Source organism: Pseudomonas mosselii (assembly GCF_019823065.1).
Taxonomy (GTDB): domain Bacteria; phylum Pseudomonadota; class Gammaproteobacteria; order Pseudomonadales; family Pseudomonadaceae; genus Aquipseudomonas; species Aquipseudomonas mosselii.
Window position 1 is genome coordinate 2,072,133 of record NZ_CP081966.1, and the last position, 26,794, is coordinate 2,098,926.

Below are 26,794 nucleotides of genomic sequence, written 5' to 3' on the forward strand. Positions count from 1 at the left end.
GTTCAGGGTGTCACTTTGTTCGTGGCCTGTGAGTCGGTGGAGGGCTCAGGGGCGGTGCGGGATTCGCGGTCTATCGCCTCTGGCCATTTGACCTCTGCTCCCAGACGCTTGGCGAACTGATAACAGAGGAGAAGGTTGTGATCTTCATTGTGTGGGGCAGGTGAAACAGCATCGAGACCATGTTGCATGTAAGTGCAGATGTAGGCCCAGATGGACTCTTCCCCATACGTATTACTCAAGGAGAACCGGTCGATGACCTTGTTGGTGCCCGGTTCGACGACGGACAACATGATCCCTGTCTTCACGAGGTGCGAGCCTTGGTGGGTGACAGCCTGTTTTCTCCAGCGTTCGGCGCGTACATCCTTCCAGTCGTAGCTGACGATTTTTATTGGCCATGGGATGAAGGGGTTCCACCAACAGAACGTAAAGTTGTAAGCGTAGACTTTTTGACGGGCACGGTTGAATCGTATGGGTTCGTCGCGAGGGGCGGAGCGAATTGGGCGAGCAAATGAGGTTGCCTGCCAGGTTGCGAATAATAGTGCCGCAAATCCAATAGGTAAGAAGCTGTAAGCGCTATCCTGGATGCTGTCTATTATTATTGTTATAGATATAAATAGTGAAAATATGCTGGGCGGTAGGCATAGAAATAGCAGTCCTCCCGTGTTAACCGAGTTTCGAGGTATCTCTAGATAGATGTTGTCTTGATGATTGGAGATTATTAGGTTGGGAGAAGGCTCGACTCTACGGGGCGACCCCGGAGGATTGAAATCTTCTTTCCAACCAGAGCACGGGGGGATTAGGGTAGGTCGTTTCATTTATATTCCCTTGTATCTAGTTTGTCTTGTTTTTTTATGAGCCTCGCGAGATTTATGGTGTCGTCCTTGTCGGGCCAATAGCTGACTGTTAACTCAAAAGCGTCTATGGTTTTTAAGTTCGCAGTTGATGTGCTTCCTTCTATTCTTAGGGTCTTTCCTTGGCGAGAACTATTCTCTGGAATGTCAGTGTTCTCATATGGCTCGGTTTTTTCCTTGTCGCTGTCTCCTGAGTACACGGTCGGTACAGTGTTTCTACCCGGCGAATAAACTACCAGCGTCCATTCGTACCTTGCCTGTCCGTGAACAAAGTTAGGAATGGTGATTGTGTAGTTCAGGCGTGTTTCGAGTGGAACCGAGAAGCTATCCCTGAGCGTAACGAACGGCTCTATCGTTTTCGGAGGGTGTGTTTCTTTGAATGTTATATCTATTGAGGCATGCGCAGTGATGCCCAATAGGGCAGCATTGAGAGCACCTATAGCGTTGTCGTAGTCTTCCGCGACCTGCCATTCACGATGCGAAGCTGGCAGCCCCCATCTGGACTGGCGAGCCCACGTTTCCAGTGGAGATGATTCGTTTTTCTTGGCGATCGTAGCAAGCGTGTAGGCTGAAAGTGCAAGTACTAGTGCTATACCTACAGGTCCCAGGAATGCGCTACCAAAGTAAAGTGTGCTAACTCCTGCAGCTCCCGAGCCTATTGAAAGAAATCCCGCTGTGATGTAAAGGAGTTTAGATGCTGAATCACCTTGTAAGTCTGTTCGTTGAGCAGCTAATGCATAATTAGCTCCATCAGCAAAGCCGGCCACGGCAGCAATGGCACCACCGTACTTCACCAGTTGCGTCCCCTGCATCAATGTCGAACCCGCCGTCACGGCGGCCCGGGCAGGCCGCAATATCTCGATCGCTTTCCCTGTCGCTTCAATACTCAACCCCAAAACCCCAATGGACGACGACCACACCGCTGCCAGCGCTTCGGCCTCCGCATTGCCTGGGGTCGCGTTCAGCGCGTCATGATTCCTGCGCAGGCTGTCCTGCTGGAACCACAACCCACCCAGGCTCAACATCAAGTCCGCGCGGCCCGGCCCCAAGCCAGACAAGCCACTGCGCAGGTTGCCCATGGCCTCACGGGCCAGGGCACGGGTCTGCTCCGCACTCAGGTTGAGCAGGCGCAGGCTGTGGGCGGCCTGGTATTGCAGGCTGTCCGCCCCTATGCGCACGCTGCGCAAGGCCTCGCCAGCGCCGCTACCCGCGCTGGCCTGCAGGTGCTGCAACCGGGCCTGCAGGTCCTCGGCGCTTTCCATAGTCCACAGCACCAGTTCCACGACCTTGCCGTGCTTGCCGGACACCGCCGCAGTGATGGCGCCGCTGAGCAGCATGGCGTTGACCTTGTGCGCGGCGGGTTTGCGAAAGGCCTGGTCCAGCTGGCCCAGCAGGGCATCGGTGCGCGCCTGCAGGCCTTCGTTGAGCAGCTTCAGGTATTCGCCCGCCCTGAGCGGCACGACGAGCTGCGTCATGTGCTGCCCGGCAAAACGCAGCAGCGCCGCGCTGTGCACGTAGCCGATCATCTGCTGGGCGCCGGCGGACAGGTGTTGGTGGAGGGTGTTGCCGGCATTGGCGGTGGCGGCGAGCAACTGGCCGATGGCGTCGCGCACCGGCTTGACCATCAACTGCTGGCCCTCGTAGCTGGTGGTGAGGCCCTTGACGGTGTCGTAGACCTTGCTCAGGTCCTGGCTGGTCAAGGCCTCCAGCAGTTGCCGGAGCAGCCCTTGGTGCTTGGCGACCAGGGCCTGGTACAGCAGGCTGTCGGGGTTTTCCAGTTCCTGTTGCCACAGCCGTTGGCTCGCGCCGAGCGCGGCGCCGTCCTGCGGTTGGGTTTCGCTGGGGCCGCCGTACAGGCAGGTGCCCAGCATGCTCACGAAGTACTCCACCGAGCGCCAGTCGATGGCGCTGTAGTCGTTGTAGGCGATGCGTTGAAACGCCGGGGCGGCGTAGAGCTCCGCGTACAAGGTGGCGAGCTGGTCGATCAGCTGTTGGTGGTTGTGCAGTTCGGTCTCGTAGGCGCTGGCGAAGGCGCCGCGCTCACCTTCGTCGTAGCGTTCCTCGAAGCGTTCCCGTGCTTCCTGCTGCTTGCGTTCGATCCTGCGCGGCAACTGGGCCTCGACATCCACGGCGGGGAGGGGGGCCTTGGCGGAGAGCAGGGGGCTGCTGTTCCAGCGCTCCACCTCCCGTGCTTCTCGCTCGACTTCGGCGGCGGCCTCGCCGGCGGCCAGCGTGGCGTTCAGCTCGCGGATGCCGAGCAGGGCCAGGGAGGTGAAATGCTCGAAGTGCCGTTGCGGCTCGGCGCGCCAGGCCTGCAGGGCCTGGACCCAGGCGAGGCGTTGCGCGTTGCACTCCTGGACCATGCCGACGGGGTCTGGCACCGTCAGCGCGAGCACGCCGTCGGCGAGCTCTTCGCGTTGTATCAGGGCAGCGATGTACGTGCGCGTGGCCGCCAGGCGCTCGAGGCGAGGGTAGAAGCCATGGACGCTGGTGAAGGGGCCGGTGCTTGGCACGGCGTATTCCAGGACCTCGTCGAGTTGCAGGCGGTCTGCGTGCATGGCCCGTCCCACGCTGCCGGGCGCTTCGCGGGCCGCTTTCAGGTCGAGTGCCTGGAAGCGGCTGGTGAGCTCGGGGTTGTTGTTCGCGATGGCATGCTTGTACTGGTCCAGCACGGGCTTGGGCCAGGGATCGTTGGCGAAGGCGATCCAGGCGGTCGAGTACAGCAGGGTGTTGATGTTGATGAACGACGCGATGACATCGTGATGTTCTTGCCGGCAGGCCGTGGACAAAGGTTTGCCGGCTTGCGGGGGTGGCTGGAAGGCCGGGAACTGGCGCAGTGCCCCTTCGGGGGTGACCTGGTAGGCGTGCCAGACCCGTTGGTCGAGCAGCACGTAGACATAGCCCTGGCGCAGGATGCGCAGTTGCTCGCTGTGCATGGGAATGCCGGCGACACCGTTGTAGTTGGGCAGGTTGCGCGTGCTCAGGGTCTTGGGGCTGGGGGCGTAGGCGGTCCGCAGCAGGAGGATGGGCAGGCCGATACGCTGGCAGGCGGAGCAGCGGGGCTTGGGGACGGGGATGGCTTGGCGTTGTGCGTCCAGGATGGACTGACTGAGGCTGAGGGTCATGGGCGTACCCCCTTTGAGTATCGTTGGGGCAGCATGAGTCGCTGGCGCGGATAGCAGGAAGGCGCAATCTCGCAGTTGGTTGTAGCGATGAAGGGGTTTGACCTGTAGCGCAGGTCGGAATGGTTAAGCATGGCGGTCCCTGTCCATTGTTCTCGGGCGCCTCAATGTGGAGAAGCGCGCTCGATGCGTGGCACAAGGCTAGGACCATAGGGGGCGTGCGGGAGGAAGTCTTGCCAACGGCTTCCTACATTGCTGTAGGAAAGTTCTCTTTGAGGGGCTGTTATGACTTCAAACCACCGGCTAGAGCGGTCGGGGCAGGAATTTCCGGGGGGCTGAGCCCCGGGTTCAGGTCAGCAGTCCCAGCGCCACGAGGGCGGCAACACCAAGCCCGACGGCAATCGAGCAGCCACCCAGCGACAGCGCCGCACGCCCTTGCCGGTACCAGCCGTCGTGGCCCAATTGCCGGGCAGGGGCGAGCAGGCTGCGCCAGCGCAGTTCGGTTTCGTGGAAGGCACGCAGGTGGTCGGGGTCGGCATCCAGCCAGCGGCGGAAGTCGATGCGTTCGCTGGCGGTCACCTGCGGGCTCTGCAGGCGCACGTACCACTGGCCGGCGATGCTGGCCAGCGCGTCGCCTGGGGCGCGGGCGGTCTGCAGGGCCTGGTTCATATGGCGTTCGATGCTGATCAGCGGCAGGTCCAGGCGTTCGGCGATGGCGGCGAAGCCCAGCTGGTCTAGGCGGTTGAGCAGGAACACTTGCTGGACCCGGCGCGGCAGACGCTTGAGCGCATGCAGCAGCGCGTCATCGCCATGCTGTTCGGCGGTGTGCGGGTCGTGCTCGAGGGGCAGCAGCAGGCGGGTCATGGACAGCTCCTTGCTCATTAAGGAAAGGGGTGGGGGCGTCTTCCTTGACGCGAAATCAGCTTAGGCTTTGTACGAAAAGGGCCTGCGCGACGATCATGCTGCGTTGAAAACAGGCTCGGAATGCTCATTTACAACCCGTAAACTCCGCTTCCTCGCCTGTTTTCGCCTTGCCTGATCGCCGCTCGGCTCCTTTTCGTACAAAGCCTAGGCTAAACGAGATTGATTCTCAAGTGCTGATTCCGCAAAGATTTGTAATGAGCATTCACGTCCTGACACAGTTTTGCTATCATCGCGGCCATTAAACGATCTTCATTAGCCTGAAGAGCCAAAAAAAATGACCCGGCAAAAAGCCGGGTCAAAAACCGTGATTAGCCTGATGAGGAGATAATCTGAGCGTCCGACCTGAGGACGTTGCAGGTTATCCAGCGGGTCTCGCGACCTGCTGAGTGCAATAATAATCGTTATCATTTGCCAGTCAAATGATTTTTCAGCGATTGACTAAAAAATTCTTCCTGACACACGCCTCATCGCCGGCAATCGGGGCTTTTGCCGTTCGTCGGCTATCACGTGCTCCCTTCAGATCGATGCCTTTTCCGTGGCGTGGCACTGCTCCAGCAGGGCGCGGGCCATGTTGACCATGTGCATCAGCGCAAATACCACTTCCCGCGTCGTGCCCTGCAGATGGTTGCCGGTTTCCTGTGCCGTGGCCGACGCGCAGCGCAGCAGTGCCATGGCATGGTCGCAGGCCTGGGCGTTGCTGACGCCTTCACGCAGGGTCCATAGCGAACGCTCCAGGTCGCGGGGCGTGGGGGTGGGGTTGAGGTAGAAATCGAGGGCGCGGCGGGCTGCTTCTTCGTCGAGATCTGTTTCCGTTTCTTTCGAGATGCTCATCCTGATTACCTGCGAATACCAATAGGGGAAAGGTGAAGCTCGATTCTAATACCTAAAGTATTGAAATGTGTTTGGACAAATACTACTTGATGTGTATTGAACGCAGGGAGGCAGTCCGTATCGTGCCTGCGATGAATATGGACAAATGGATAGCCCTGGTCCGGGAACGGATCGAGGAACTCGATATCTCCCAGGAGCAGCTTGCCGAACGCGTTGGGGTCTCCCAGGGCAGCATCGGCCATTGGCTGAAGAAACGCCGTCAGCCTCGGGTCGACTCGATGAACCGTACGTTCATCGAGTTGGGCATGCCGCATTACCAGGTCAGCATGCAACTGCGTGTGCTGGGACAGGTGGGCGAGGAGCGGGCGCTTTATGGCCTCGAGGACGAGGATGATGATGACGGGCTGGCAAAATACTTCGTGTGTTTCCGCTATCCGGTACGTGACTGGAGCACCTTGGGTCAGCAGGAGCAGGAAGCGCCGGAGGTCTTCGAGCAGACCGACTACCTGGCCCAGGGCAAGGCGTTCTGGCTGACGGTCGAGAACGACACCATGAGTGCTGCCAGCGGCAGGAGCGTGCCCGAGGGGGTTCGAATCCTGGTTGATGACGGCGTGGCCGCCGAGCCGGGGCGCCTGGTGATTGCCCGACTGCCTGGCAAGTCCGCGATCTTTCGGCAGTTGACCGAGGAGGGTGGGCAGCGGTATCTGAAGGCGCTCAACAATGCCTATCCGACCCTGGTCTGCGAGGAGGGCTGCGAGTTCCTTGGTGTTGTGGTGCGGATGCACGGGGTGCTCTAGGTTCCCACGCAGGTCGTGTTGGGGCTGCGAGGTGCCAGGCGGGGGGCCTTCAGCGCTCTTGAGATCGAGCGCTGCCCGCGCGGCGCATCGCGACGCAAGGCCGCTCCCACATCTGTTTCGGGCCAGTCAATCCTGTGCCATTACCAGGTCCGCCTCGTTGGTCCGACGCGGTCCCAGCATAGACACTGCTGCCGCCCCGCCTGTCTCAAGACATGCGCCAGGGCCGGCAACCATGGCCTGACAGGTTCGGCACGTTGCAACAAATGTGGGAGCGGCCTTGCGTCGCGATGCGCCGCGCGGGCGGCGCTCGATCTCATAGGCGAAACAACCCTTTCGGCGAACACATTGCCGCCGTTACTCCGCCTCCAGCTCGACCAGCACTGTCCCCTCGCTGACCATATCCCCCTCCTGGCAAAACAGCGCCTTCACCGTCCCGGAGTGGGGCGCCCGAATGCTGTGCTCCATCTTCATCGCCTCCAGCACTACCAGCGCGGTACCGGCCTCGACCACCTGTCCCGGTTCGACCAGCACTCGCACGATGCTGCCATTCATGGGTGCGCCCAGCCCGCCCTGATGGCTGTGGCTGGCTTCTGCCGCCGCAATCGGGTCATGGGCGCTGATGGCGTGCAACTCGCCGGCCCACTGCAGGTAAAGCGTGCCCCCCCGACGCACCGCCAGGTGACGACGGCGCAGGCCGTCCTGGTCATGACACAGCTGCTCCCCCTCCAGCCGATAGGCCGAAGGCGCGCTGCGTTCCAGCGCCACCGCCTGCTCATTCCCTTCGCACTGCAAATGCAGGCTGCTGCGCGCCGGCAAGCCCAGGCGCAGGCCATCGCGGGCCGCCCACGGCGAAGCGCGGTCGTCCTGGCGCTGCAACGCAGGCTCGCCTTGCAGCCACGCCTCGGCGGCCGCCTCCCAGAACTGCGCCGGCAGCGCCTGGGGCGCAGGCAGCAGCACATCCTGGTGACGCGGGATGAACCCGGTATCCAGCTCCGCCTCGGCAAACGCCGGGTGTGCAAGGATGCGGCGCAGGAAGGCGATATTGGTCTTCAGCCCGCCAATGGCGAACTCATCGAGCATCGCCAGCAAGCGCAGGCGCGCCTGCTCGCGGTCCTGGCCCCAGGCAATCAGCTTGCCCAGCATCGGGTCGTAGAACGGCGACACCACGTCGCCCTCGCTGACGCCGCTGTCCACCCGGCGGCCTTCGCCCGGCGCCGACTCGCGGTACAGCGCCAGGGTGCCGGTGGCCGGCAGGAACTCGTTGGCCGGATCCTCCGCATACAGCCGCACCTCGATGGCATGGCCGATCAGCGGCACCTGCTCCTGGGTGAGCGGCAGCGGTTCGCCGCAGGCCACGCGGATCTGCCAGGCCACCAGGTCGAGCCCGGTGATGGCTTCGGTGACCGGATGCTCCACCTGCAGGCGGGTGTTCATCTCCATGAAGAAGAACTCGCCGCGGGCATCGAGCAGGAACTCGACGGTGCCGGCTCCCACGTAGCCGATGGCCTGGGCGGCGCGCACCGCGGCCTCGCCCATGGCCTTGCGCAGCTCGGGGGACAGGCCCGGCGCCGGGGCTTCCTCGACCACCTTCTGGTGGCGACGCTGGATCGAGCAGTCACGCTCGTTGAGGTACAGGCAGTTGCCGTGCTGGTCGGCGAACACCTGGATCTCCACATGACGCGGTTTGAGCACGTACTTCTCGACCAGCATCCGCGCATCGCCGAACGACGACTGCGCCTCGCGCTGCGCCGAGGCCAGGGCGTCGGCCAGCTGGCTCTCGTCCTCGACCACCTTCATGCCCTTGCCACCGCCCCCGGCACTGGCCTTGAGCAGTACCGGGTAGCCGATACGCTCGGCGGCGGCGCGGAAAGTCTCCAGGTCCTGGGCCTCGCCGTGGTAGCCCGGCACCAGCGGCACCCCGGCTTGCTCCATCAGTGCCTTGGCCGCCGACTTGCTGCCCATGGCATCGATGGCGCTGGCCGGTGGGCCGAGGAAGATCAGCCCGGCCTGCTCGATGGCGCGGGCAAAACCGGCGTTCTCCGACAGGAAGCCATAGCCCGGGTGGATCGCCTGGGCGCCGCTGGCCTTGGCCGCGGCGAGCAGCTTGTCGATCACCAGGTAGCTTTCGGCGGCCTTGGTGCCACCGAGGTCGACACGGATATCGGCCTCGCGACTGTGGCGCGCATCGCGGTCGGTGGCGCTGTGCACGGCCACGGTGGTCAGGCCCATGGCCTTGGCGGTGCGCATCACCCGGCAGGCGATCTCGCCGCGGTTGGCGACCAGCAGGGTGGTCAGCGTGGGTCGGCTCATGGGCGCGGCTCCTTGTTGTCTTGCCAGGCGGGGCGGCGTTTTTCCAGGAAAGCGCGCAGGCCTTCCTGGCCTTCGGCGCTGACGCGGATGCGGGCGATGGTGTTCTCGCAGTAGCGGCGCAGGGCCGGGCTCAGCTCGCCAGCGTCCACCTCGCGCAGCAGGTCCTTGGTGGCGCGTAGCGCCTGCGGGCTGTTGTGCAGCAGGTTGTCGACCCAGGCCTCGACCTGGGCGTCCAGCTCGCTGGCAGGGTACACCTCGGCCAGCAGGCCCAGCTCACGGGCGCGCACGCCGCTGAAGCGCTCGGCGGTTAGGGCGTAGCGGCGGGCGGCGCGCTCGCCGATGGCCTTGACCACGAACGGGCTGATCACCGCCGGGGCCAGGCCGATGCGCACTTCCGACAGGCACAGCTGCGCATCCTCGGCGCCGATGGCCATGTCGCAGCAGCTGATCAGCCCCAGCGCACCGCCGAAGGCCGCGCCTTGCACCACGGCCAGGGTCGGCGCCTTGAGCCGGTGCAGGGCGTACATCAGCTCGCCCAGCTCGTGGGCGTCGTCCAGGTTGGTGTTGAAGTCCAGTTGCGCCGACTGCTGCATCCAGGCAAGGTCCGCGCCGGCACTGAAATGCCGGCCGCGGCCGCGCAGCACCACGAAACGCAGGCTGGCGTCCTCGGCCAGGCGGTCGAGGGCGACGATCAGTTCGCGGATCATCTGCGCGTTGAAGGCGTTGTTCTTGTCTTCCCGGCTCAGCCACAGGGTGGCGAAGCCGCGAGGGTCCTTGACCAGTTCAAGGGTGGCGAATTCGCTCATGGGTCACATCCGGAAAATGCCGAAGCGGCTCTGTTCGATCGGGGCGTTCAGCGCGGCGGACAACGCCAGGCCGAGCACATCGCGGGTCTGCGCCGGGTCGATGACGCCGTCGTCCCACAGCCGGGCGCTGGAGTAGTAGGGGTGGCCCTGGCGCTCGTACTGGTCGAGGATCGGCTGCTTGAGCTTCTTCTCGTCTTCGCTGCTGAACACTTCGCCACTGCGCTCGCTCTGTTCGCGCTTTACCTGGGCCAGCACGCCGGCCGCCTGCTCGGCGCCCATCACGCCGATGCGCGCGTTGGGCCACATCCACAGGAAGCACGGGTCGTAGGCGCGGCCGCACATGCCGTAGTTGCCGGCGCCGAAGCTGCCGCCGATGATCACCGTGAACTTCGGCACCTGCGCACAGGCCACGGCAGTCACCAGCTTGGCGCCGTGCTTGGCGATGCCGCCTTCCTCGTACTTCTTGCCGACCATGAAACCTGTGATGTTCTGCAGGAACAGCAGCGGGATGCCGCGCTGGCAGGCCAGTTCGATGAAGTGCGCGCCTTTTTGCGCGGCCTCGGCGAAGAGGATGCCGTTGTTGGCCAGGATCGCCACCGGGTAGCCGTGCAGGTGGGCGAAGCCGCACACCAGGGTAGTGCCGAACAGTGCCTTGAACTCATCGAACACCGAACCGTCGACCAGGCGAGCGATCACCTCGCGCACGTCGAACGGCTGCTTGGCGTCGGCCGGGACCACGCCGTACAGCTCCTCGGCGTTGTACAACGGCGCGATCGGCGCCTGGCACTGCAGCTTGCCCTGCTTGTGCCAGTTGAGGTTGGCGACGCTGCGCCGGGCGATGGCCAGGGCGTGCTCGTCGTTGTCGGCATAATGGTCGGCCACGCCGCTGGTGCGGCAGTGCACGTCGGCGCCACCGAGGTCCTCGGCGCTGACCACTTCACCGGTCGCGGCCTTCACCAGCGGTGGGCCTGCCAGGAAGATGGTCGCCTGCTGGCGCACCATGATCGCCTCGTCGGCCATGGCCGGCACATAGGCGCCACCGGCGGTGCAGGAGCCCATCACCACGGCGATCTGCGGGATCCCCAGGGCACTCATGTTGGCCTGGTTGAAGAAGATCCGCCCGAAGTGCTCGCGGTCGGGGAACACTTCGTCCTGGCGCGGCAGGTTGGCGCCCCCGGAGTCCACCAGGTAGATGCACGGCAGGCGGTTCTGCAGGGCGATGGTCTGGGCGCGCAGGTGCTTTTTCACCGTCAGCGGGTAGTAGGAGCCGCCTTTGACCGTGGCGTCGTTGGCCACGATCATGCACTCCACGCCTTCGACCCGGCCGATGCCGGCGATCACGCCGGCGGCCGGCACGTCTTCGCCATAGACTTCATGGGCGGCCAGCTGGCCGATCTCGAGAAACGCCGAGCCTGGGTCGAGCAGGCGGTCGATACGCTCGCGGGGCAGCAGCTTGCCGCGCGAGGTGTGCCGCTCCTGGGCCTTCGGCCCGCCGCCCTGACTGACCTGGGCGAGCAGGCCGCGCAGGGCCTGGACCTGTTCGAGCATGGCCGCGCTGTTGGCGGCGAATTCCGCCGAGCGTGGGTTGATCTGGGTATGCAAGGTAGCCATGGACGCCGGTTCCTTGTGCTCAGCGGGTTTCGTTGAACAGTTCGCGGCCGATCAGCATCCGGCGGATCTCGCTGGTGCCGGCGCCGATCTCGTACAGCTTGGCGTCGCGCAACAGGCGCCCAGCCGGGAATTCATTGATGTAGCCGTTGCCGCCAAGGATCTGGATGGCCTCCAGGGCCATCTGCGTGGCGCGCTCGGCGGTGTAGAGGATCACCCCGGCGGCGTCCTTGCGGGTTGTTTCGGCGCGGTCGCAGGCCTGGGCCACGGCGTAAAGGTAGGCGCGGCTGGCGTTGAGCTGGGTGTACATGTCGGCGATCTTGCCCTGGATCAGCTGAAACTCGCCGATGCTCTGGCCGAACTGCTTGCGATCATGAATGTAGGGCACCACTAGGTCCATGCAGCTCTGCATGATGCCGGTGGGGCCGCCGGCGAGCACCACGCGCTCGTAGTCCAGGCCGCTCATCAGCACGCGCACGCCGCCGTTGAGCTGGCCGAGGATGTTTTCTTCCGGCACTTCGACGCCGTCGAAGAACAGCTCGCAGGTGTTGGAGCCGCGCATGCCGAGCTTGTCGAACTTGTTGCTGCGGCTGAAGCCTTTCCAGTCGCGCTCGACGATGAACGCGGTGATGCCGTGGGGGCCCTTGTCCAGGTCGGTCTTGGCGTAGATCACGTAGGTGTTGGCGTCGGGGCCGTTGGTGATCCAGGTCTTGCTGCCGTTGAGCACGTAGTGGTCGCCGCGTTTTTCGGCGCGCAGCTTCATCGATACCACATCAGAGCCGGCGTTGGGCTCGCTCATGGCCAGGGCGCCAATGTGTTCGCCGCTGATCAGCTTGGGCAGGTATTTGAGCTTCTGCTCGTGGGTGCCGTTGCGGTTGATCTGGTTGACGCACAGGTTGGAGTGGGCGCCGTACGACAGGGCCACCGAGGCCGAGGCGCGGCTGATCTCTTCCATCGACACCACGTGGGCCAGGTAGCCCAGGCCGGCGCCGCCGTATTCTTCCGGCACGGTGATACCCAGCAGGCCCATGTCGCCGAACTTGCGCCACATGTCGGCGGGGAACAGGTTGTCGTGGTCGATCTGCGCGGCACGCGGCGCCAGTTCGGCGGCGACGAAGGTGCGCACCTGGTCGCGGAGCATGTCGATGGTCTCGCCCAGGGCGAAGTTCAGGCTGGGGTAATGCATGTGCGGGCACCTTCTTGTTCTTGAAATGGGAGCGGTTGCTGCGGCGTTGTGGGAGCGGGCTTGCCCAGCGATGCCCGTCAGAACGGCCAGCGGTATTGCCTGGTCCGGCCTCATCGCGGGGCAAGCCCGCTCCCACAACGCCGTCATGTCTGCAGTTGACGTTAACGTAAACCTGCCTTCCGGGACTGTCAATCGCAACGTCACCTTTACGTAAACGTAAATCTGCGCCAGAGTAACTACCGCCTGCTTCAGTCATGCCCAGAACAACCACAAGAAGGGACAACCATGCCTCAACCAAGCTACACGCGCGGCCGTCAAGACAAACCCTTGCTCACCCTGACCATCGGCCAGGCCTTCGATGCCACCGTCGCCCTTCACGGCGAGCGCGAGGCGTTGGTGGTGCGCCACCAGGGAGTGCGCTACAGCTGGCGCGAGCTGGCCGCCGAGGTCGATGTGCACGCCCGGGCCTTGATGGCGCTGGGCGTGGAGGTGGGCGAGCGGGTCGGCATCTGGGCGCCCAACTGCGCCCAGTGGTGCATTCTGCAACTGGCCAGCGCCAAGGTCGGCGCCATCCTGGTCAACATCAATCCGGCCTATCGCGTGGGCGAGCTTGAATACGTGCTGCGCCAGTCCGGCTGCCGTTGGCTGGTGTGCGCCGATGCCTTCAAGTCTTCCAACTACCACGCGATGGTGCAGGCGTTGGTACCTGAGCTGGCGCTACATGCCGTGGGCGAGTTGGCCAGTGAGCGCCTGCCCGACCTGCGCGGGGTGATCAGCCTGGCCGCCGAGCCGCCCATGGGCTTCGTGCCCTGGACCGCGCTGGCTGGGCGGGCAGGGCAGGTGGAACCCGCCGTCTACGAAGCCCGGCAGCAGGGCCTGCAGTTCGACCAGCCGGTGAACATCCAGTACACCTCCGGCACCACTGGCGCGCCCAAGGGCGCGACCCTGAGCCACTACAACCTGCTCAACAACGGCTACATGGTCGGCGAGAGCCTGGGCCTGACCGAGCAGGACCGCATGGTGATCCCGGTGCCGCTGTACCACTGTTTCGGCATGGTCATGGGCAATCTCGGCTGCATCACCCACGGCAGCACCCTGATCTACCCCAACGACGCCTTCGACGCCGAACTCACCCTGCGCGCAGTGGCCGAGGAGCGCGCCAGCATCCTCTATGGCGTGCCGACCATGTTCATCGCCATGCTCGATCACCCCAGCCGCCCCGTGCTGGACCTGTCCACACTGCGCAGCGGCATCATGGCCGGCGCCACCTGCCCGATCGAGGTGATGCGCAAGGTCATCGAGCAGATGCACATGGCCGAGGTGCAGATCGCCTACGGCATGACCGAGACCAGCCCGGTGTCGCTGCAGACCGGCCCGGACGATGGCCTGGAGCTGCGCGTGACCACCGTGGGCCGCACCCAGCCGCAGCTGGAGACCAAGCTGGTGGACGCTGAAGGGCGCATCGTTGCCCGGGGCGAGATCGGCGAGCTGTGCACCCGGGGCTACAGCGTGATGCTCGGCTACTGGGACAACCTGCAGGCCACCCATGACGCCATCGACCCGGCCGGGTGGATGCACACCGGCGACCTGGCGGTGATGGACGACGAAGGCTACGTGCGCATCGTCGGGCGCAACAAGGACATGATCATTCGCGGTGGCGAGAACATCTATCCGCGCGAGCTTGAGGAGTTCTTCCACACCCACCCGGCGGTGGCCGAGGCGCAGGTGGTGGGGATTCCGTGCAGCAAGTATGGCGAGGAGGTGGTGGCGTGGATTCGCCTGCATCCTGGGCACAGTGCCACGGCGGACGAGTTGCAGCAGTGGTGCAAGGCGCGGCTGGCGCATTTCAAGACGCCACGGCATTTCCGTTTTGTCGATGAATTTCCGATGACGGTGACGGGGAAGGTGCAGAAGTTCCGGATGCGTGAGATCAGCGTGGAGGAGCTGGGGGGCTAGGCATCGCCTTGTAGACCAGGTCGACCAGCTCGGCAAAGGTGGTGTAGGTCTGGACTTGATCGGGGATGAAGATGCCGAATGTTTCCTCCACGATGGCTTGCAGTTCCACCACGTCGAAACTGTCGGCGCCCAGTTCGTCCATGGCGATGTTCGGCCGGATCCGGTGCAGGCTCTGTTCGAGGAGGCCAGCGAGGATCCATTGCAGGTGGAAGGCGATGTAGAGGCGCGAGCGCATGCCGGAGGTGACCGTCAGAGGGTGGTGCTTCTCTGTACTTGGCTTCGTGATCGGGCGCCACTGGCAGAAATACCAGGTGTATCGGGCGCGGCTTTGTGCTTGTCAGGACCGGCCTCATCGCGGTGCACACCCGCTCCCACGCAGGCGACACGGCACTTGTGGGAGCGGGCTTGCCCGCGAGGGGCCGGTTCAGGCGGTCAACCTCTCACAACCTTGTCTATCCTCAAGCTTTCACTGGCGGCTCCTGGCTCGGCGGATCGCCCACGGTCGGCGGCACGGTTGGCTTGATCGGCAGCTCGTCCGGATCCTCCTCGGGCACCGGCGGCGGCAAGGTCGGGTCGTCGATGTTCGGGTCGGGTGTCTCCGGTGGAATGGGAATGTTCATGGGCCTGGCCTCGCGGGATGAATGAAGCGTTGTCGCAGGCTTTGACCCAGGCCTGCGCCCGACGCTCATTTTTTTTGAACCCCCGCGCGCCAACAGGGCTCTGAACCCTTACCGCCACCAGCCCATGGGAGCAGGTCGATGTCTGGTAAAGAGCCGTTCGAAAGCGTGGCCATGGCTAACGATCACCCGGACCAGGCCATCAGCCTGGCCCAGGCGCTGCTGGCCCCGCGCATCGTGATCGAGGACGCAAGCCCGGTGCTCGACGGCGGCACCTTCGCCGCCAAGGCGGTGCGCGGGCACAAGGTCGAGGTGAGCGCCAAGGTCTATACCGACGGCCATGACCGCCTGGCGGTGAGCCTGAACTGGCGCCAGGCCCACAGCAGGCGCTGGCACTGCGTGGCAATGCACTCGCCGGGCAACGATCTTTGGCAGGCAGAGTTCACCCCCGCCGATCTGGGCTTGCACCTGTTCAGCATCGAGGCCTGGATCGACCCGTTCGCCACCTTCTGCCACGACCTGGAGAAGAAGTACGCCGCCGGTGTGGACGTGAAGCTCGAACTGGAGGAGGGCCGGCTGCTGCTGGGCCAGGGCATCGAGCGCAGCGACGGGCTGTTGCGCGAGCAGCTTGAACGGTTGCAACAGCGCCTGCCGGATTTGCTGGTGGATGACCAGGTGGCGTTGCTGTTGCATCCTGATGCCGCCCAGCTGATGGCCGAGGCCGAGCACCGCAGTTACCTCACCCGAAGCCGCGAATTTGCCGTGGACGTGGACCGCGAGGCGGCGCTGTTCGCCAGCTGGTACGAGCTGTTCCCGCGCTCTGTCACCGACGATCCTGAACGTCATGGCACGTTCAATGACGTGCACCAGCGCCTGCCGATGGTCCGCGACATGGGCTTCGACGTGCTGTACTTCCCGCCGATCCACCCCATCGGCATGAAGCACCGCAAGGGCCGCAACAATGCCTTGCAGGCCGAGCCCGGTGACCCCGGCAGTCCCTACGCCATCGGCAGCCCCGAGGGTGGGCACGATGCCATCCACCCGCAGCTGGGCAGCCGCGAGGACTTCCGCCGGCTGGTCGCCGCCGCCGCCGAGCATGGGCTGGAGATCGCCCTGGATTTCGCCATCCAGTGCTCCCAGGACCACCCCTGGCTCACGCAGCACCCCGGCTGGTTCAGCTGGCGGCCCGATGGCAGCATCCGCTACGCCGAGAACCCGCCGAAGAAGTACCAGGACATCGTCAACGTCGACTTCTACGCCCCTGAATCGGTGCCGAGCCTGTGGCTGGCCTTGCGCGACGTGGTGGTCGGCTGGGTGGAGGAGGGCGTGAAGACCTTCCGTGTCGACAACCCGCACACCAAGCCGCTGCCGTTCTGGCAATGGCTGATCGCCAATGTGCGTAGCCAGTACCCCGAGGTGATCTTCCTCGCCGAGGCCTTCACGCGCCCGGCGATGATGGCGCGCCTGGGCAAGGTGGGCTACGCGCAGAGCTACACCTACTTCACCTGGCGCAATACCAAGCAAGAGCTTCGTGAATACGTCGAGGAGCTCAACCAGCCGCCGTGGAGCCAGTGCTACCGGCCCAACTTCTTCGTCAACACGCCGGATATCAATCCGTTCTTCCTGCAGACCTCGGGCCGTGCCGGCTTTCTTATCCGCGCCGCGCTGGCGACCATGGGCTCGGGCCTCTGGGGCATGTACTCGGGTTTCGAGCTGTGTGAAGGCACGCCGCTGCCGGGCAAGGAGGAGTACCTGGATTCGGAGAAGTACGAGATCCGCCCGCGCGAATTCACCCAGCCCGGCAACATTGTCGCCGAGATCGCCCAGCTCAACCGCATCCGTCGGCAGAACCGCGCCCTGCAGACCCACCTGGGGGTGGTGTTCCTCAACTGCTGGAACGACAACATTCTCTACTTCGCCAAGCGCACGCCCGAGCGTGACAACTTCATCCTCGTGGCCATCAGCCTCGACCCGCACAATGCCCAGGAGGCCAGCTTCGAGTTGCCGCTATGGGAGCTGGGGCTGGACGATAACGCCGATACCCAGGGCGAGGATCTGATGAATGGCCACCGTTGGACCTGGCATGGCAAGACCCAGTGGATGCGCATCGAGCCGTGGCACCAGCCGTTTGGTATCTGGCGCATAGAAAAGCTGCGCTAATCCCCTGTAGGCGCGGCCTTGTGTCGCGAAAAGGCTGCAAAGCAGCCCCGGCAATATCTGCAGCGTCGCTGAAATCCTGGGGCCGCTTCGCGCCCCTTTCGCGACACAAGGCCGCTCCTACAGGGTGCGTGTCGAACCGGAAATGAAAGGAGTCCCCAATGGCCAAGCGTTCCCGCCCGGCAGCCTTCATCGACGATCCGCTGTGGTACAAGGACGCAGTGATCTACCAACTGCACGTAAAATCGTTCTTCGACGCGAACAACGACGGCATCGGCGATTTCGCAGGCCTGATCGGCAAGCTCGACTACATCGCCGAACTGGGCGTCAACACCCTCTGGCTGCTGCCGTTCTATCCCTCGCCACGGCGCGACGACGGCTATGACATCGCCGAGTACAAGGCCGTGCACCCCGACTACGGCAGCATGGCCGACGCCAGGCGCTTCATCGCCGAGGCGCACAAGCGCGGCCTGCGGGTGATCACTGAGCTGGTCATCAACCACACCTCCGACCAGCACCCCTGGTTCCAGCGCGCCCGGCATGCCAAGCGTGGGAGCAAGGCCCGGGACTTCTACGTGTGGTCGGACGATGACCAGAAGTACGATGGCACGCGGATCATTTTCCTCGACACCGAGAAATCCAACTGGACCTGGGACCCGGTGGCCGGCCAGTACTTCTGGCACCGCTTCTACTCGCACCAGCCGGACCTCAATTTCGACAACCCGCAAGTGCTCAAGGCAGTAATCGGGGTGATGCGCTTCTGGCTCGACATCGGCGTCGATGGCCTGCGCCTGGACGCCATCCCCTACCTGATCGAGCGCGACGGCACCAATAACGAGAACCTCCCCGAAACCCACACCGTGCTCAAGGCCATCCGCGCCGAGATTGATGCCAACTACCCCGACCGCATGCTCCTGGCCGAGGCCAACCAGTGGCCCGAGGACACCCGCCCGTACTTCGGCGAGGGCGACGGCGACGAATGCCACATGGCCTTCCACTTCCCGTTGATGCCGCGCATGTACATGGCCCTGGCCATGGAAGACCGCTTCCCGATCACCGACATCCTGCGCCAGACCCCGGAGATCCCGGCCAACTGCCAGTGGGCGATCTTCCTGCGCAACCACGATGAGCTGACCCTGGAGATGGTCACCGACCGCGAGCGCGACTACCTGTGGAACTACTACGCCGAGGACCGCCGCGCACGCATCAACTTAGGAATTCGCCGGCGCTTGGCACCGCTGCTGCAACGCGACCGGCGGCGCATCGAGCTGCTCACCAGCCTGCTGCTGTCGATGCCCGGCACCCCGACCCTGTACTACGGCGACGAACTGGGCATGGGCGACAACATCTACCTGGGCGACCGCGATGGCGTGCGCACCCCCATGCAGTGGTCGCCGGACCGCAACGGCGGTTTCTCCCGGGCCGATCCGCAGCGCCTGGTGTTGCCGCCGATCATGGACCCGCTGTACGGTTACCAGACCATCAACGTCGAAGCCCAGGCCCACGACCCGCATTCGCTGCTCAATTGGAACCGCCGGCTGCTGGCGGTGCGCAAGCAGCAGAAGGCCTTTGGCCGTGGCAGTCTGAAGATGCTCACGCCGAGCAATCGCCGGGTGCTGGCGTACATCCGCGAATACACCGATACCGACGGCAACAGCGAAATCGTGCTGTGCGTGGCCAACGTCTCGCGGGCGGCCCAGGCGGCGGAGTTGGAACTGTCGCAGTACGCCGACAAGGTGCCGGTGGAGATGCTTGGCGGCAGCGCCTTCCCGCCCATCGGCCAGCTGCCGTTCCTGTTGACCCTGCCGCCCTATGGCTTCTACTGGTTCGTGCTGGCCAGTCACGACCGCATGCCCAGCTGGCATGTCCAGCCTGCCGAGGGGCTGCCCGAGCTGACCACCCTGGTGCTGCGCAAGCGCATGGAGGAACTGCTCGAGTCGCCCTCCCGCGAAACCTTGCAGGCGTCGATCCTGCCGCAGTACCTGCCCAAGCGTCGCTGGTTCGCCGGCAAGGAAGGGCCGATCGACCAGGTGCGCCTGCGCTATGGCGTGCGCTTCGCCACCCCGGCGCTGCCGGTGCTGCTTGGCGAGCTGGAGGTGCACAGCGAAGGCGTGGTCACCCACTACCAACTGCCCTTCGGCCTGTTGCCAGAGGAGCAGATCAATGCCGCGCTGCCTCAGCAGCTGGCGCTGTCGCGGGTACGCCGCGGCCGCCAGGTGGGGCTGATCACCGATGCGTTCGTGCTTGAACCCTTCATCCGCGCCGTGCTCCAGGGCTGCCAGGACGGCCTGCGGCTGGGCTGTGGCGATGGCCTGGGCGAGTTGCGCTTCCACAGCACCGAGCAGTTGGCCGCGCTGCAGCTCGATGCGCAGAGCGAGGTGCGCTACCTGGGCGCCGAGCAATCCAACAGTTCGGTGGTGGTCGGTGGCAGCCTGGTGCTCAAGTTGATCCGTCGGGTCAATCCGGGCACTCACCCGGAGCTGGAGATGAGCGCCTACCTGACCGCCGCCGGCTTTGCCAATATCTCCCCGTTGCTGGCCTGGGTCAGTCGCGTGGATGAGAGCGAGCAGCCGCACCTGCTGATGATCGCCCAGGGCTACCTGAGCAATCAGGGTGATGCCTGGGACTGGACGCAGAACACCCTGGAGCGGGCGATCCGCGACCAGATGGAGCCCGGCAACGTCGAGCCGGAGGCGCATACCGATGCCCTGGCCGAGCTGACGGGGTTTGCCGCCTTGCTCGGCCAACGTCTGGGCGAGATGCACCTGCTGCTGGCTGCGCCGAGCGACGACACAGCGTTCCAGTCCCGCCCGAGCGATGCCAGGGACAGCGAGCGCTGGAGCCGGCAGATCAGCGCCGAACTGACCCGCGCCCTCGACCTGCTGGCCCAGCACCGTGACACCCTTGACCGCGACAGCCAGGCGCTGGTCGACGATCTGCAGCAACAGCGCGACGGCCTGCGTCAGCACGTCGACAACCTCGCCCGTCAAGCCCAGGGCGGCTTGCTGATGCGCGTGCACGGCGACCTGCACCTGGGCCAGGTACTGGTGGTGCAGGGCGATGCCTACCTGATCGATTTCGAGGGCGAGCCGGCGCGCCCGCTCGACGAGCGTCGGGCGAAGCACAGCCCGTACAAGGATGTCAGCGGCGTGCTGCGCTCCTTCGACTATGCTGCTGCGATGATCCTGCGCAGCGCCTCGGCGGTAGACCTCTCCGAGGCGGCGCGCCAGGCCCGCCAGCGGGTCGCCCGGCAGTACCTGCACCAGTCGCGTCACGCTTTCGTCGAGGCCTACGGGCTGGCCACCGCCGCCATGCCCCACGCCTGGCAGCAGGCCGAGGGCGAGCGCGCCGCGCTGGAACTGTTCTGCCTGGAGAAAGCCGCCTACGAAATCACCTATGAAGCCGAAAACCGGCCCAACTGGCTGGCCGTGCCTTTGCATGGCCTGCATGGACTGATCAGTACCTGGGGAGAGTCTTAAATGAATGCAACCACGCGTGACAACGGCGGCCTTCGGCAACGGGACCTCGATGCCCTGGCCCGCGCCGAGCACGCCGATCCATTCGCCGTGCTGGGTCCCCATGACGATGGGGCGGGCGGCCTGTTCGTCCGCGCTTTCCTGCCCAATGCCCTGAATGCACGCCTGCTGGCGCGCCATGACGGGCAGGTGCTTGCCGAAATGGTGCAGGGCAGCGTGCCGGGGCTGTTCACCGCGCACCTCGATGAGGCACGGGCCTACCTGCTGCAGATCGGCTGGGCCGGTGGCGAGCAGGTTACCGAGGATCCTTACAGCTTTGGTCCGCAACTGGGCGACATGGACCTCTACCTGTTCGCCGAAGGCAATCACCGCGACCTGTCCGGGCGTTTCGGCGCCCAGCCGACCGTGGTCGACGGTGTCGCGGGCGTGTGCTTTTCGGTGTGGGCGCCCAATGCCCGGCGGGTCTCGGTGGTCGGCGACTTCAACAACTGGGATGGCCGCCGTCACCCCATGCGCCTGCGCCACAGTGCCGGGGTGTGGGAACTGTTCGTGCCCAGGCTCGGCGTGGGCGAGACCTACAAGTTCGAGGTGCTGGGCGCGGACGGCGTGCTGCCGCTCAAGGCCGACCCCCTGGCCCGCGCCACTGAGCTGCCGCCGAGCACCGCCTCGAAGGTGGCCGGCGCCCTGGCCCACGACTGGCGCGACGGCCAGTGGATGGAGCAGCGTGCCCAGCGCCACGCCTACAGCGCGCCGCTGTCGATCTACGAATTGCACGCCGGCTCCTGGCGTTGCGAGCTGGACGATGCCGGCGAAGTCGCGCGCTTCTACAACTGGCGCGAGCTGGCCGAGCGCCTGGTGCCCTACGTGCAGGAGCTGGGCTTCACCCATATCGAACTGATGCCGATCATGGAACACCCTTTCGGCGGCTCCTGGGGTTACCAGCCGCTGTCGCTGTTCGCGCCGACTTCGCGCTATGGCAGCGCCGAGGACTTCGCCTTCTTCGTCGATGCCTGCCACCAGGGTGGCATCGGCGTGATCCTCGATTGGGTGCCGGCGCATTTTCCCACCGACGAGCATGGCCTGGCGCGTTTCGACGGCACCGCCCTGTACGAGTACGACAACCCGCTGGAAGGCTTCCACCAGGACTGGAACACGTTGATCTACAACCTTGGGCGCAACGAGGTGCGCGGCTTCATGCTTGCCTCGGCGCTGCACTGGCTCAAGCACTTCCACATCGACGGCCTGCGCGTGGACGCAGTGGCCTCGATGCTCTACCGCGACTATTCGCGCAAGGCCGGCGAGTGGGTGCCCAACCGCCACGGCGGGCGCGAGAACCTCGAAGCCATCGACTTCATCCGCCACCTCAATGGTGTCGCCGCCCACGAAGCGCCGGGCGCGCTGATCATCGCCGAGGAATCCACCGCCTGGCCCGGGGTCAGCCAGCCGGTGCAGCAGGGCGGACTGGGTTTTGCCTACAAGTGGAACATGGGCTGGATGCACGACACCTTGCACTACATCCAGAACGACCCGGTGCACCGCACCTATCATCACAACGAGATGAGCTTCGGGCTGATCTACGCCTATTCCGAGCATTTCATCCTGCCGATTTCCCACGACGAAGTGGTTCACGGCAAGCACTCGCTGATCGACAAGATGCCCGGCGATCGCTGGCAGAAGTTCGCCAACCTGCGGGCGTACCTGGCGTTCATGTGGACCCACCCGGGCAAGAAGCTGCTGTTCATGGGCTGCGAGTTCGGCCAGTGGCGCGAGTGGAACCACGACCAGCAACTGGACTGGTACCTGCTGCAGTACTCCGAGCACCAGGGCGTGCAGAAGCTGGTGGCCGACCTCAACCGGCTGTACCGTGAACGGCCGGCGCTGCACGAACAGGACTGCCGGGCCCAGGGCTTCCAGTGGCTGATCGGCGACGATGCGCACAACAGTGTGTACGCCTGGTTGCGCTGGAGCAGCCAGGGCGAGCCTCTGTTGGTGGTGGCCAACTTCACCCCGGTGCCGCGGGAGGGCTACCGGATCGGCGTGCCGTTCGGTGAACGCTGGCAGGAGCTGCTCAACAGCGATGCCGGGCTGTATGCCGGATCGAATGTGGGGAATCTCGGCGGGGTGGCCAGCGAGGCGATCGCCAGCCATGGCCAGCCGTTATCGCTGGCGCTGAACCTGCCGCCATTGGGGGTATTGGTGATGAGCCCCGCCTGATGGCGGCGTCGCCAGTAGAGAGAGGGGCCATACTGAAACATCAGGACCCAAATTCATCCTTTTGCCATCAGGCCGGCGCGTCCTAGGCTAACCCACCTAGGCGCGCGACCTTTCCTACCAGAGGTGAAGCATGAATCCCACCTTGCCAATGCTGGGCCTTGGCTGGTTGCTGGCCCTGCCGCTGCAGGCGGCGCCCCTGCCAGGGCCGTTGCTGGCCGCCAATGACAGCAACAATCCATACAACAGCCCGATCATGCGCGCCAACCCCAACAGCCGCCAGGGCAGCGTGCCCGCCACGCCACCGGTGCGCGGCCCCTCCACGCAACCCAATCCGCGCCCGCCGACCCTGGACAACCGCGGTATCGGCAATGGCGACAACCTGCGGCGCGAGCAGCAAACCCCGAATCTGGAACCCACCCGGCCACCACGTGACACCCAGCGCGTGCCGTGAGCCCCTTCGAAGGAGTCGAGCATGACGCCACGCATCTTGATGATCTCCCTGGCGGCCGCCAGTCTGTTTCCCGTATTGGCCCAGGCGGCCGCCGAGCAGCAGTTTCCCAGCGAGGAGGGGCAACTGACCGTCAGTACCGTCGCCGACGGCCTGCGCAATCCGTGGGCCCTGGCCTTCCTGCCGGGTGGCAAGGACATGCTGGTCAGCGAGCGCCCCGGCAACCTGCGTATTGTCAGCGCCGAGGGCAAGGTGGGCCCACCGCTCTCTGGCGTGCCCAAGGTGTGGGCCGAAGGGCAGGGTGGCCTGCTCGATGTGGTGTTGTCGCCGGACTTCGCCAAGGATCGAACGGTCTATCTGTCGTTCGCCGAGGAAGGCCCCGACGGCAAGGCCGGGACTGCGGTCGGCCGTGGCCAGCTGTCGCAGGACCGGGCGCGTCTGGAAAACTTCACGGTGATTTTCCGCCAGCAGCCCAAGCTCTCAGAAGGCAATCACTTCGGTTCGCGGCTGGTGTTCGACCGTGACGGCTACCTGTTCATCGCCCTGGGCGAGAACAACCAGCGGCCCACCGCCCAGGACCTGGACAAGCTGCAGGGCAAGGTCGTGCGTATCCTGCCCGATGGCGAAGTGCCCAATGACAATCCCTTCGTCGGCCGCGACAACGTGCGCCCGCAGATCTGGTCGTTCGGCCACCGCAACCAGCAGGGCGCGGCCCTGAATCCCTGGACCGGGCAACTGTGGACCCACGAGCACGGCCCCCGTGGCGGCGACGAGATCAACATCCCGCGGCCAGGCAAGAACTACGGTTGGCCGATCGCCACCCACGGCATCAACTACTCGCTGTTGCCGATCCCGGAGGCCAAGGGCAAGCATGTCGAGGGCATGGTAGACCCGCACCATGTGTGGGAGAAATCGCCGGGCATCAGCGGCATGGCGTTCTATGACAGCCCGACCTTCAAGGCGTGGGACCACAACCTGTTCATCGGCGCGCTGGCGACCCGGGAGTTGATCCGCCTGCAGCTTGATGGCGACAAGATCGTGCATGAAGAGCGCTTGCTGGGCGACCTCAAGGCGCGGATCCGTGACGTGCGGGTTGGGCCGGATGGCTATGTGTATGTGCTGACCGATGCCAAGGATGGGGCATTGCTGAAGGTGGGGTTGAAAGACGATTGATGCCGGTGAGGGCCTGTCGCGTGGCAGCAGGCGCGCCCGCGACAAGGCCGAAAGTGTCGTACCATGGCGGGCATGACGCCCGAATCCCTCTACCAGCAAGCACTCATCGAACGCGGTTTCTTTCCTGATCCGGCTCAGGCGGTGGCCGTCACTGCATTGCAGGGCTGCTTCGATGCCCTGGTCCAGGGCAAGCCGACCCAGGGCCTTTACCTCTGGGGCCCGGTCGGCCGCGGCAAGACCTGGTTGATGGACCTGTTCCACCGGTGCCTGCCGCTACCCGCCCGGCGCCAGCATTTCCACCACTTCATGGCCTGGGTCCACCAGCGCCTGTTCCAGCTCAACGGCACCGCCGACCCGCTCAAGGCCTTGGCTCGAGCGTTGGCCGGCGAGATCCGCGTCTTGTGTTTCGACGAGCTGTTCGTCAGCGATATCGGTGACGCGATCATCCTCGGACGGCTGTTCCAGGAGCTGTTCGACGAGGGCGTGGTGATCGTCGCCACGTCCAACCAGCCCCCCGATCAGTTGTATCGCGACGGTTTCAACCGTGAACGCTTCCTGCCGGCCATCGCCGCCATCGAGCGGCACATGCGGGTGCTGTCGGTGACTGGCGAGCAGGACCATCGCCTGCATCCAGGAGCATGGCGGCAGCGCTACTGGGTGGCGCCGGCGGGAGCTGGCGGGGCGCTGGCTGCGGTGTTCGAACAGTTGAGCCCGGATGATCCCGGCAGCGAGCAGACCGTGCAGATCGGTTCGCGCCATGTGCGGGTCATGCGCCACAGCCACCGGGCGCTCTGGTGCCGATTCGCCGATCTGTGCGAGCAGCCCCTGGCCGCCATGGACTTCATGGCATTGTGCGACCGTTTTCCGGCCATTCTGGTAAGTGACGTGCCGGCCCTGGGCGGCGTGCAACAGGCCGGGCGTATCGCCCGTGGCACCGAGGATGGCGCGGCCCGGGTCGAGGCCGGCGATCGCCAGCTGCCGACCCTGGCGCCCAAGGATGACAGCGTGCGCCGTTTCATCGCGCTGGTCGACGAGTGCTACGACCGTCGGGTGGCGTTGTACCTGGAGGCCGAGGTCCCGCTGGAAGCGCTCTACACTCAAGGATATCTGGCGTTCCCGTACCAACGGACCCTGAGCCGGCTACGGGAGATGCAACTGCAACGCTTCGCCTGAAGGAGCCGACCATGGAGCCGCTGTCGCATCATCTGCTGACCCAGGCCTACAACAATGGCTGGGCCAACCACCGCCTGTACAAGGCTTGCCTGCAACTGACCCAGGACGAGTTCGTCGCCCCCCGTTGCAGCTTCTTTCCCTCGATCAAGGCTACCCTCAACCACCTGTTGACGGTGGACTGGTTCTACCTGGATGCCCTGGAGTGCGAGCAGCGCGGTGAAGCTCCCGATCCGGATGGCGAGCGTTTCTTTGTGCCTGAGCAACCCTTTGCCACCTGCACCGACCTGCAAGCTCAGCAGGTTCAGGCCGATCAGCGACTGATCACCTATTGCCGGCAATTGCGTGACGACCAGCTCGGACGTTATGTCAGCATCGTGCGGCCAGAACGGATGCAGCATGAGTCGCGTCTGCGCTTGCTGTCGCACCTGTTCGAGCACCAGATCCACCACCGTGGCCAGGTCCACGCGATGCTCAGCGACACGGCGGTAAGGCCTCCGCAACTCGACGAGTTCTTCTGCGAGGAGGAGGCGTCGCTGCGCGCCGAGGACTTTGCCGCTCTGGGATGGAGCGAGGCGCAGATCTGGGCGCAGCGCTGAACGCTGCTCAGGGCGTTTCGCTGTCGGCCAGGTCGTGGGCGCCCTGAACCAATTGTTCCAATTGGTGATGCACCATGGCGCGGTCCATTTTTACCAGGGGCTGGCGGTTCCATAGCACATGCATGCCCGTGAGCGGATCGACTCCGAGCATGGGCTTGCAGAGTTCCTGGCAGAACAGGTTCTGCTGACCCCAACATACGCCATCGATGGCGGGAAGTTCGATGAACATCAGTAACTGGTCGGCAGGGTGCTCGGTCACGTTGCACACATGGGGGCCTACCCGCAGGCTGATCACGGGCTCGAAGGCCACAGGGGGCTCCAGTTTCAAGGCCGCGTACAGCTGGGTCAGTGCATAGTCATAGTTCTTGCCTGGCATGGCGAGTTCTCGTTGGAGGGGGCCGCCACGGTAACGATCATGCCGCATGCTCGACTATCGGAGGCTGTCGTCGTTTTTTAGCTGTTGGCTTGCGTCCGCCTTCTGCCGTGCGCCAGGTTCCGTGAACTTCCTACAAGCAATGGCGAAATACCTCCACCCATACGAGGACAATC

Annotated in this window: 20 protein-coding genes; 9 read left to right on the forward strand and 11 right to left on the reverse strand. The window is 64.5% G+C overall.

The window, feature by feature from the left end:
• Positions 1-2: 2 nt before the first annotated feature.
• The 4 genes from K5H97_RS29840 to K5H97_RS09480 form a co-directional block, all read right to left on the reverse strand.
• Positions 3-815, reverse strand: coding sequence for a DUF6708 domain-containing protein (locus K5H97_RS29840; protein WP_315902437.1), 813 nt, complete (start codon positions 813-815; stop codon positions 3-5).
• Complete coding sequence (locus tag K5H97_RS09470) at positions 812-3,976, reverse strand: T6SS effector BTH_I2691 family protein (RefSeq protein WP_222578003.1); 3,165 nt, start codon at positions 3,974-3,976, stop codon at positions 812-814. The genes K5H97_RS29840 and K5H97_RS09470 overlap by 4 nt, the downstream gene beginning before the upstream one ends.
• 345 nt (positions 3,977-4,321) lie before the next feature.
• Entirely contained in the window at positions 4,322-4,837 is a 516-nt protein-coding gene (locus K5H97_RS09475) for a DUF4880 domain-containing protein (RefSeq protein WP_028692518.1), read from the reverse strand.
• 576 nt (positions 4,838-5,413) lie between these two features.
• Positions 5,414-5,728, reverse strand: a complete 315-nt coding sequence (locus K5H97_RS09480) for a DUF6124 family protein (protein ID WP_028692517.1) — start codon at positions 5,726-5,728, stop codon at positions 5,414-5,416.
• 89 nt (positions 5,729-5,817) lie between these two features.
• Here K5H97_RS09480 and K5H97_RS09485 point away from each other — a divergent pair, with 89 nt between their 5' ends.
• Positions 5,818-6,525, forward strand: coding sequence for an XRE family transcriptional regulator (locus K5H97_RS09485; RefSeq protein WP_036986740.1), 708 nt, complete (start codon positions 5,818-5,820; stop codon positions 6,523-6,525).
• Positions 6,526-6,879: 354 nt separating this feature from the next.
• Here K5H97_RS09485 and K5H97_RS09490 read toward each other — a convergent pair whose 3' ends face one another.
• The 4 genes from K5H97_RS09490 to K5H97_RS09505 are packed head-to-tail and all read right to left on the reverse strand — an operon-like array spanning position 6,880 to position 12,435.
• Positions 6,880-8,835: an acetyl-CoA carboxylase biotin carboxylase subunit gene (locus K5H97_RS09490; protein ID WP_028692515.1), complete on the reverse strand. Its 1,956-nt coding sequence runs from the start codon at positions 8,833-8,835 to the stop codon at positions 6,880-6,882.
• Positions 8,832-9,641, reverse strand: coding sequence for a gamma-carboxygeranoyl-CoA hydratase (locus K5H97_RS09495; RefSeq protein WP_028692514.1), 810 nt, complete (start codon positions 9,639-9,641; stop codon positions 8,832-8,834). The genes K5H97_RS09490 and K5H97_RS09495 overlap by 4 nt, the downstream gene beginning before the upstream one ends.
• A 3-nt stretch (positions 9,642-9,644) precedes the next feature.
• Positions 9,645-11,252, reverse strand: coding sequence for a carboxyl transferase domain-containing protein (locus K5H97_RS09500; RefSeq protein WP_028692513.1), 1,608 nt, complete (start codon positions 11,250-11,252; stop codon positions 9,645-9,647).
• A gap of 19 nt (positions 11,253-11,271) precedes the next feature.
• On the reverse strand, positions 11,272-12,435 hold the full coding sequence (locus K5H97_RS09505) for an isovaleryl-CoA dehydrogenase (RefSeq protein ID WP_028692512.1): 1,164 nt from the start codon (positions 12,433-12,435) through the stop codon (positions 11,272-11,274).
• A gap of 285 nt (positions 12,436-12,720) precedes the next feature.
• Here K5H97_RS09505 and K5H97_RS09510 point away from each other — a divergent pair, with 285 nt between their 5' ends.
• Entirely contained in the window at positions 12,721-14,391 is a 1,671-nt protein-coding gene (locus tag K5H97_RS09510) for an AMP-binding protein (protein WP_028692511.1), read from the forward strand.
• Here the strand turns inward: K5H97_RS09510 and K5H97_RS09515 are convergent.
• Together K5H97_RS09515 and K5H97_RS09520 are read right to left on the reverse strand one after the other, a co-directional pair.
• Positions 14,366-14,626 carry an acyl carrier protein gene (locus K5H97_RS09515; protein WP_036986668.1) on the reverse strand — a complete coding sequence of 87 codons (261 nt, stop codon included), beginning with the start codon at positions 14,624-14,626 and terminating at the stop codon, positions 14,366-14,368. The two genes, K5H97_RS09510 and K5H97_RS09515, sit on opposite strands and share 26 nt — an antisense overlap.
• Before the next feature lie 223 nt (positions 14,627-14,849).
• Complete coding sequence (locus tag K5H97_RS09520) at positions 14,850-15,011, reverse strand: hypothetical protein (RefSeq protein WP_167388392.1); 162 nt, start codon at positions 15,009-15,011, stop codon at positions 14,850-14,852.
• Between the two features lie 138 nt (positions 15,012-15,149).
• Here K5H97_RS09520 and K5H97_RS09525 point away from each other — a divergent pair, with 138 nt between their 5' ends.
• The 7 genes from K5H97_RS09525 to K5H97_RS09555 all read left to right on the forward strand — a co-directional run bounded on the left by K5H97_RS09525 (position 15,150) and on the right by K5H97_RS09555 (position 26,245).
• Positions 15,150-17,168: an alpha-1,4-glucan--maltose-1-phosphate maltosyltransferase gene (locus K5H97_RS09525; RefSeq protein ID WP_028692509.1), complete on the forward strand. Its 2,019-nt coding sequence runs from the start codon at positions 15,150-15,152 to the stop codon at positions 17,166-17,168.
• A 158-nt stretch (positions 17,169-17,326) separates the two neighbouring features.
• Entirely contained in the window at positions 17,327-20,644 is a 3,318-nt protein-coding gene (gene treS, locus K5H97_RS09530) for a maltose alpha-D-glucosyltransferase (RefSeq protein WP_028692508.1), read from the forward strand.
• Positions 20,645-22,855 (forward strand): 1,4-alpha-glucan branching protein GlgB, encoded by a 2,211-nt coding sequence (gene glgB / locus K5H97_RS09535; protein WP_028692507.1) that lies wholly within the window; start codon positions 20,645-20,647, stop codon positions 22,853-22,855. It begins immediately after the preceding gene.
• 130 nt (positions 22,856-22,985) lie between these two features.
• On the forward strand, positions 22,986-23,306 hold the full coding sequence (locus K5H97_RS09540; protein WP_028692506.1) for a hypothetical protein: 321 nt from the start codon (positions 22,986-22,988) through the stop codon (positions 23,304-23,306).
• A 21-nt stretch (positions 23,307-23,327) separates the two neighbouring features.
• Complete coding sequence (locus K5H97_RS09545) at positions 23,328-24,476, forward strand: PQQ-dependent sugar dehydrogenase (RefSeq protein WP_028692505.1); 1,149 nt, start codon at positions 23,328-23,330, stop codon at positions 24,474-24,476.
• Between the two features lie 72 nt (positions 24,477-24,548).
• Positions 24,549-25,649: a cell division protein ZapE gene (zapE, locus tag K5H97_RS09550; protein ID WP_028692504.1), complete on the forward strand. Its 1,101-nt coding sequence runs from the start codon at positions 24,549-24,551 to the stop codon at positions 25,647-25,649.
• An 11-nt stretch (positions 25,650-25,660) separates the two neighbouring features.
• Complete coding sequence (locus K5H97_RS09555; RefSeq protein WP_028692503.1) at positions 25,661-26,245, forward strand: DinB family protein; 585 nt, start codon at positions 25,661-25,663, stop codon at positions 26,243-26,245.
• A 7-nt stretch (positions 26,246-26,252) separates the two neighbouring features.
• On the opposite strand, the gene K5H97_RS09560 is transcribed toward K5H97_RS09555, so the two are convergent.
• Positions 26,253-26,621, reverse strand: a complete 369-nt coding sequence (locus tag K5H97_RS09560) for a CesT family type III secretion system chaperone (protein WP_028692502.1) — start codon at positions 26,619-26,621, stop codon at positions 26,253-26,255.
• Between the last annotated feature and the right edge of the window lie 173 nt (positions 26,622-26,794).

Coding starts and splice junctions, on each gene's coding strand:
- K5H97_RS29840 (WP_315902437.1), bottom strand. CDS start 815: ATGAAACGACCTACCCTAATCCCCCCGTGCTCTGGTTGGAAAGAAGAT.
- K5H97_RS09470 (WP_222578003.1), bottom strand. CDS start 3,976: ATGACCCTCAGCCTCAGTCAGTCCATCCTGGACGCACAACGCCAAGCC.
- K5H97_RS09475 (WP_028692518.1), bottom strand. CDS start 4,837: ATGACCCGCCTGCTGCTGCCCCTCGAGCACGACCCGCACACCGCCGAA.
- K5H97_RS09480 (WP_028692517.1), bottom strand. CDS start 5,728: ATGAGCATCTCGAAAGAAACGGAAACAGATCTCGACGAAGAAGCAGCC.
- K5H97_RS09485 (WP_036986740.1), top strand. CDS start 5,818: ATGTGTATTGAACGCAGGGAGGCAGTCCGTATCGTGCCTGCGATGAAT.
- K5H97_RS09490 (WP_028692515.1), bottom strand. CDS start 8,835: ATGAGCCGACCCACGCTGACCACCCTGCTGGTCGCCAACCGCGGCGAG.
- K5H97_RS09495 (WP_028692514.1), bottom strand. CDS start 9,641: ATGAGCGAATTCGCCACCCTTGAACTGGTCAAGGACCCTCGCGGCTTC.
- K5H97_RS09500 (WP_028692513.1), bottom strand. CDS start 11,252: ATGGCTACCTTGCATACCCAGATCAACCCACGCTCGGCGGAATTCGCC.
- K5H97_RS09505 (WP_028692512.1), bottom strand. CDS start 12,435: ATGCATTACCCCAGCCTGAACTTCGCCCTGGGCGAGACCATCGACATG.
- K5H97_RS09510 (WP_028692511.1), top strand. CDS start 12,721: ATGCCTCAACCAAGCTACACGCGCGGCCGTCAAGACAAACCCTTGCTC.
- K5H97_RS09515 (WP_036986668.1), bottom strand. CDS start 14,626: ATGCGCTCGCGCCTCTACATCGCCTTCCACCTGCAATGGATCCTCGCT.
- K5H97_RS09520 (WP_167388392.1), bottom strand. CDS start 15,011: ATGAACATTCCCATTCCACCGGAGACACCCGACCCGAACATCGACGAC.
- K5H97_RS09525 (WP_028692509.1), top strand. CDS start 15,150: ATGTCTGGTAAAGAGCCGTTCGAAAGCGTGGCCATGGCTAACGATCAC.
- treS (WP_028692508.1), top strand. CDS start 17,327: ATGGCCAAGCGTTCCCGCCCGGCAGCCTTCATCGACGATCCGCTGTGG.
- glgB (WP_028692507.1), top strand. CDS start 20,645: ATGAATGCAACCACGCGTGACAACGGCGGCCTTCGGCAACGGGACCTC.
- K5H97_RS09540 (WP_028692506.1), top strand. CDS start 22,986: ATGAATCCCACCTTGCCAATGCTGGGCCTTGGCTGGTTGCTGGCCCTG.
- K5H97_RS09545 (WP_028692505.1), top strand. CDS start 23,328: ATGACGCCACGCATCTTGATGATCTCCCTGGCGGCCGCCAGTCTGTTT.
- zapE (WP_028692504.1), top strand. CDS start 24,549: ATGACGCCCGAATCCCTCTACCAGCAAGCACTCATCGAACGCGGTTTC.
- K5H97_RS09555 (WP_028692503.1), top strand. CDS start 25,661: ATGGAGCCGCTGTCGCATCATCTGCTGACCCAGGCCTACAACAATGGC.
- K5H97_RS09560 (WP_028692502.1), bottom strand. CDS start 26,621: ATGCCAGGCAAGAACTATGACTATGCACTGACCCAGCTGTACGCGGCC.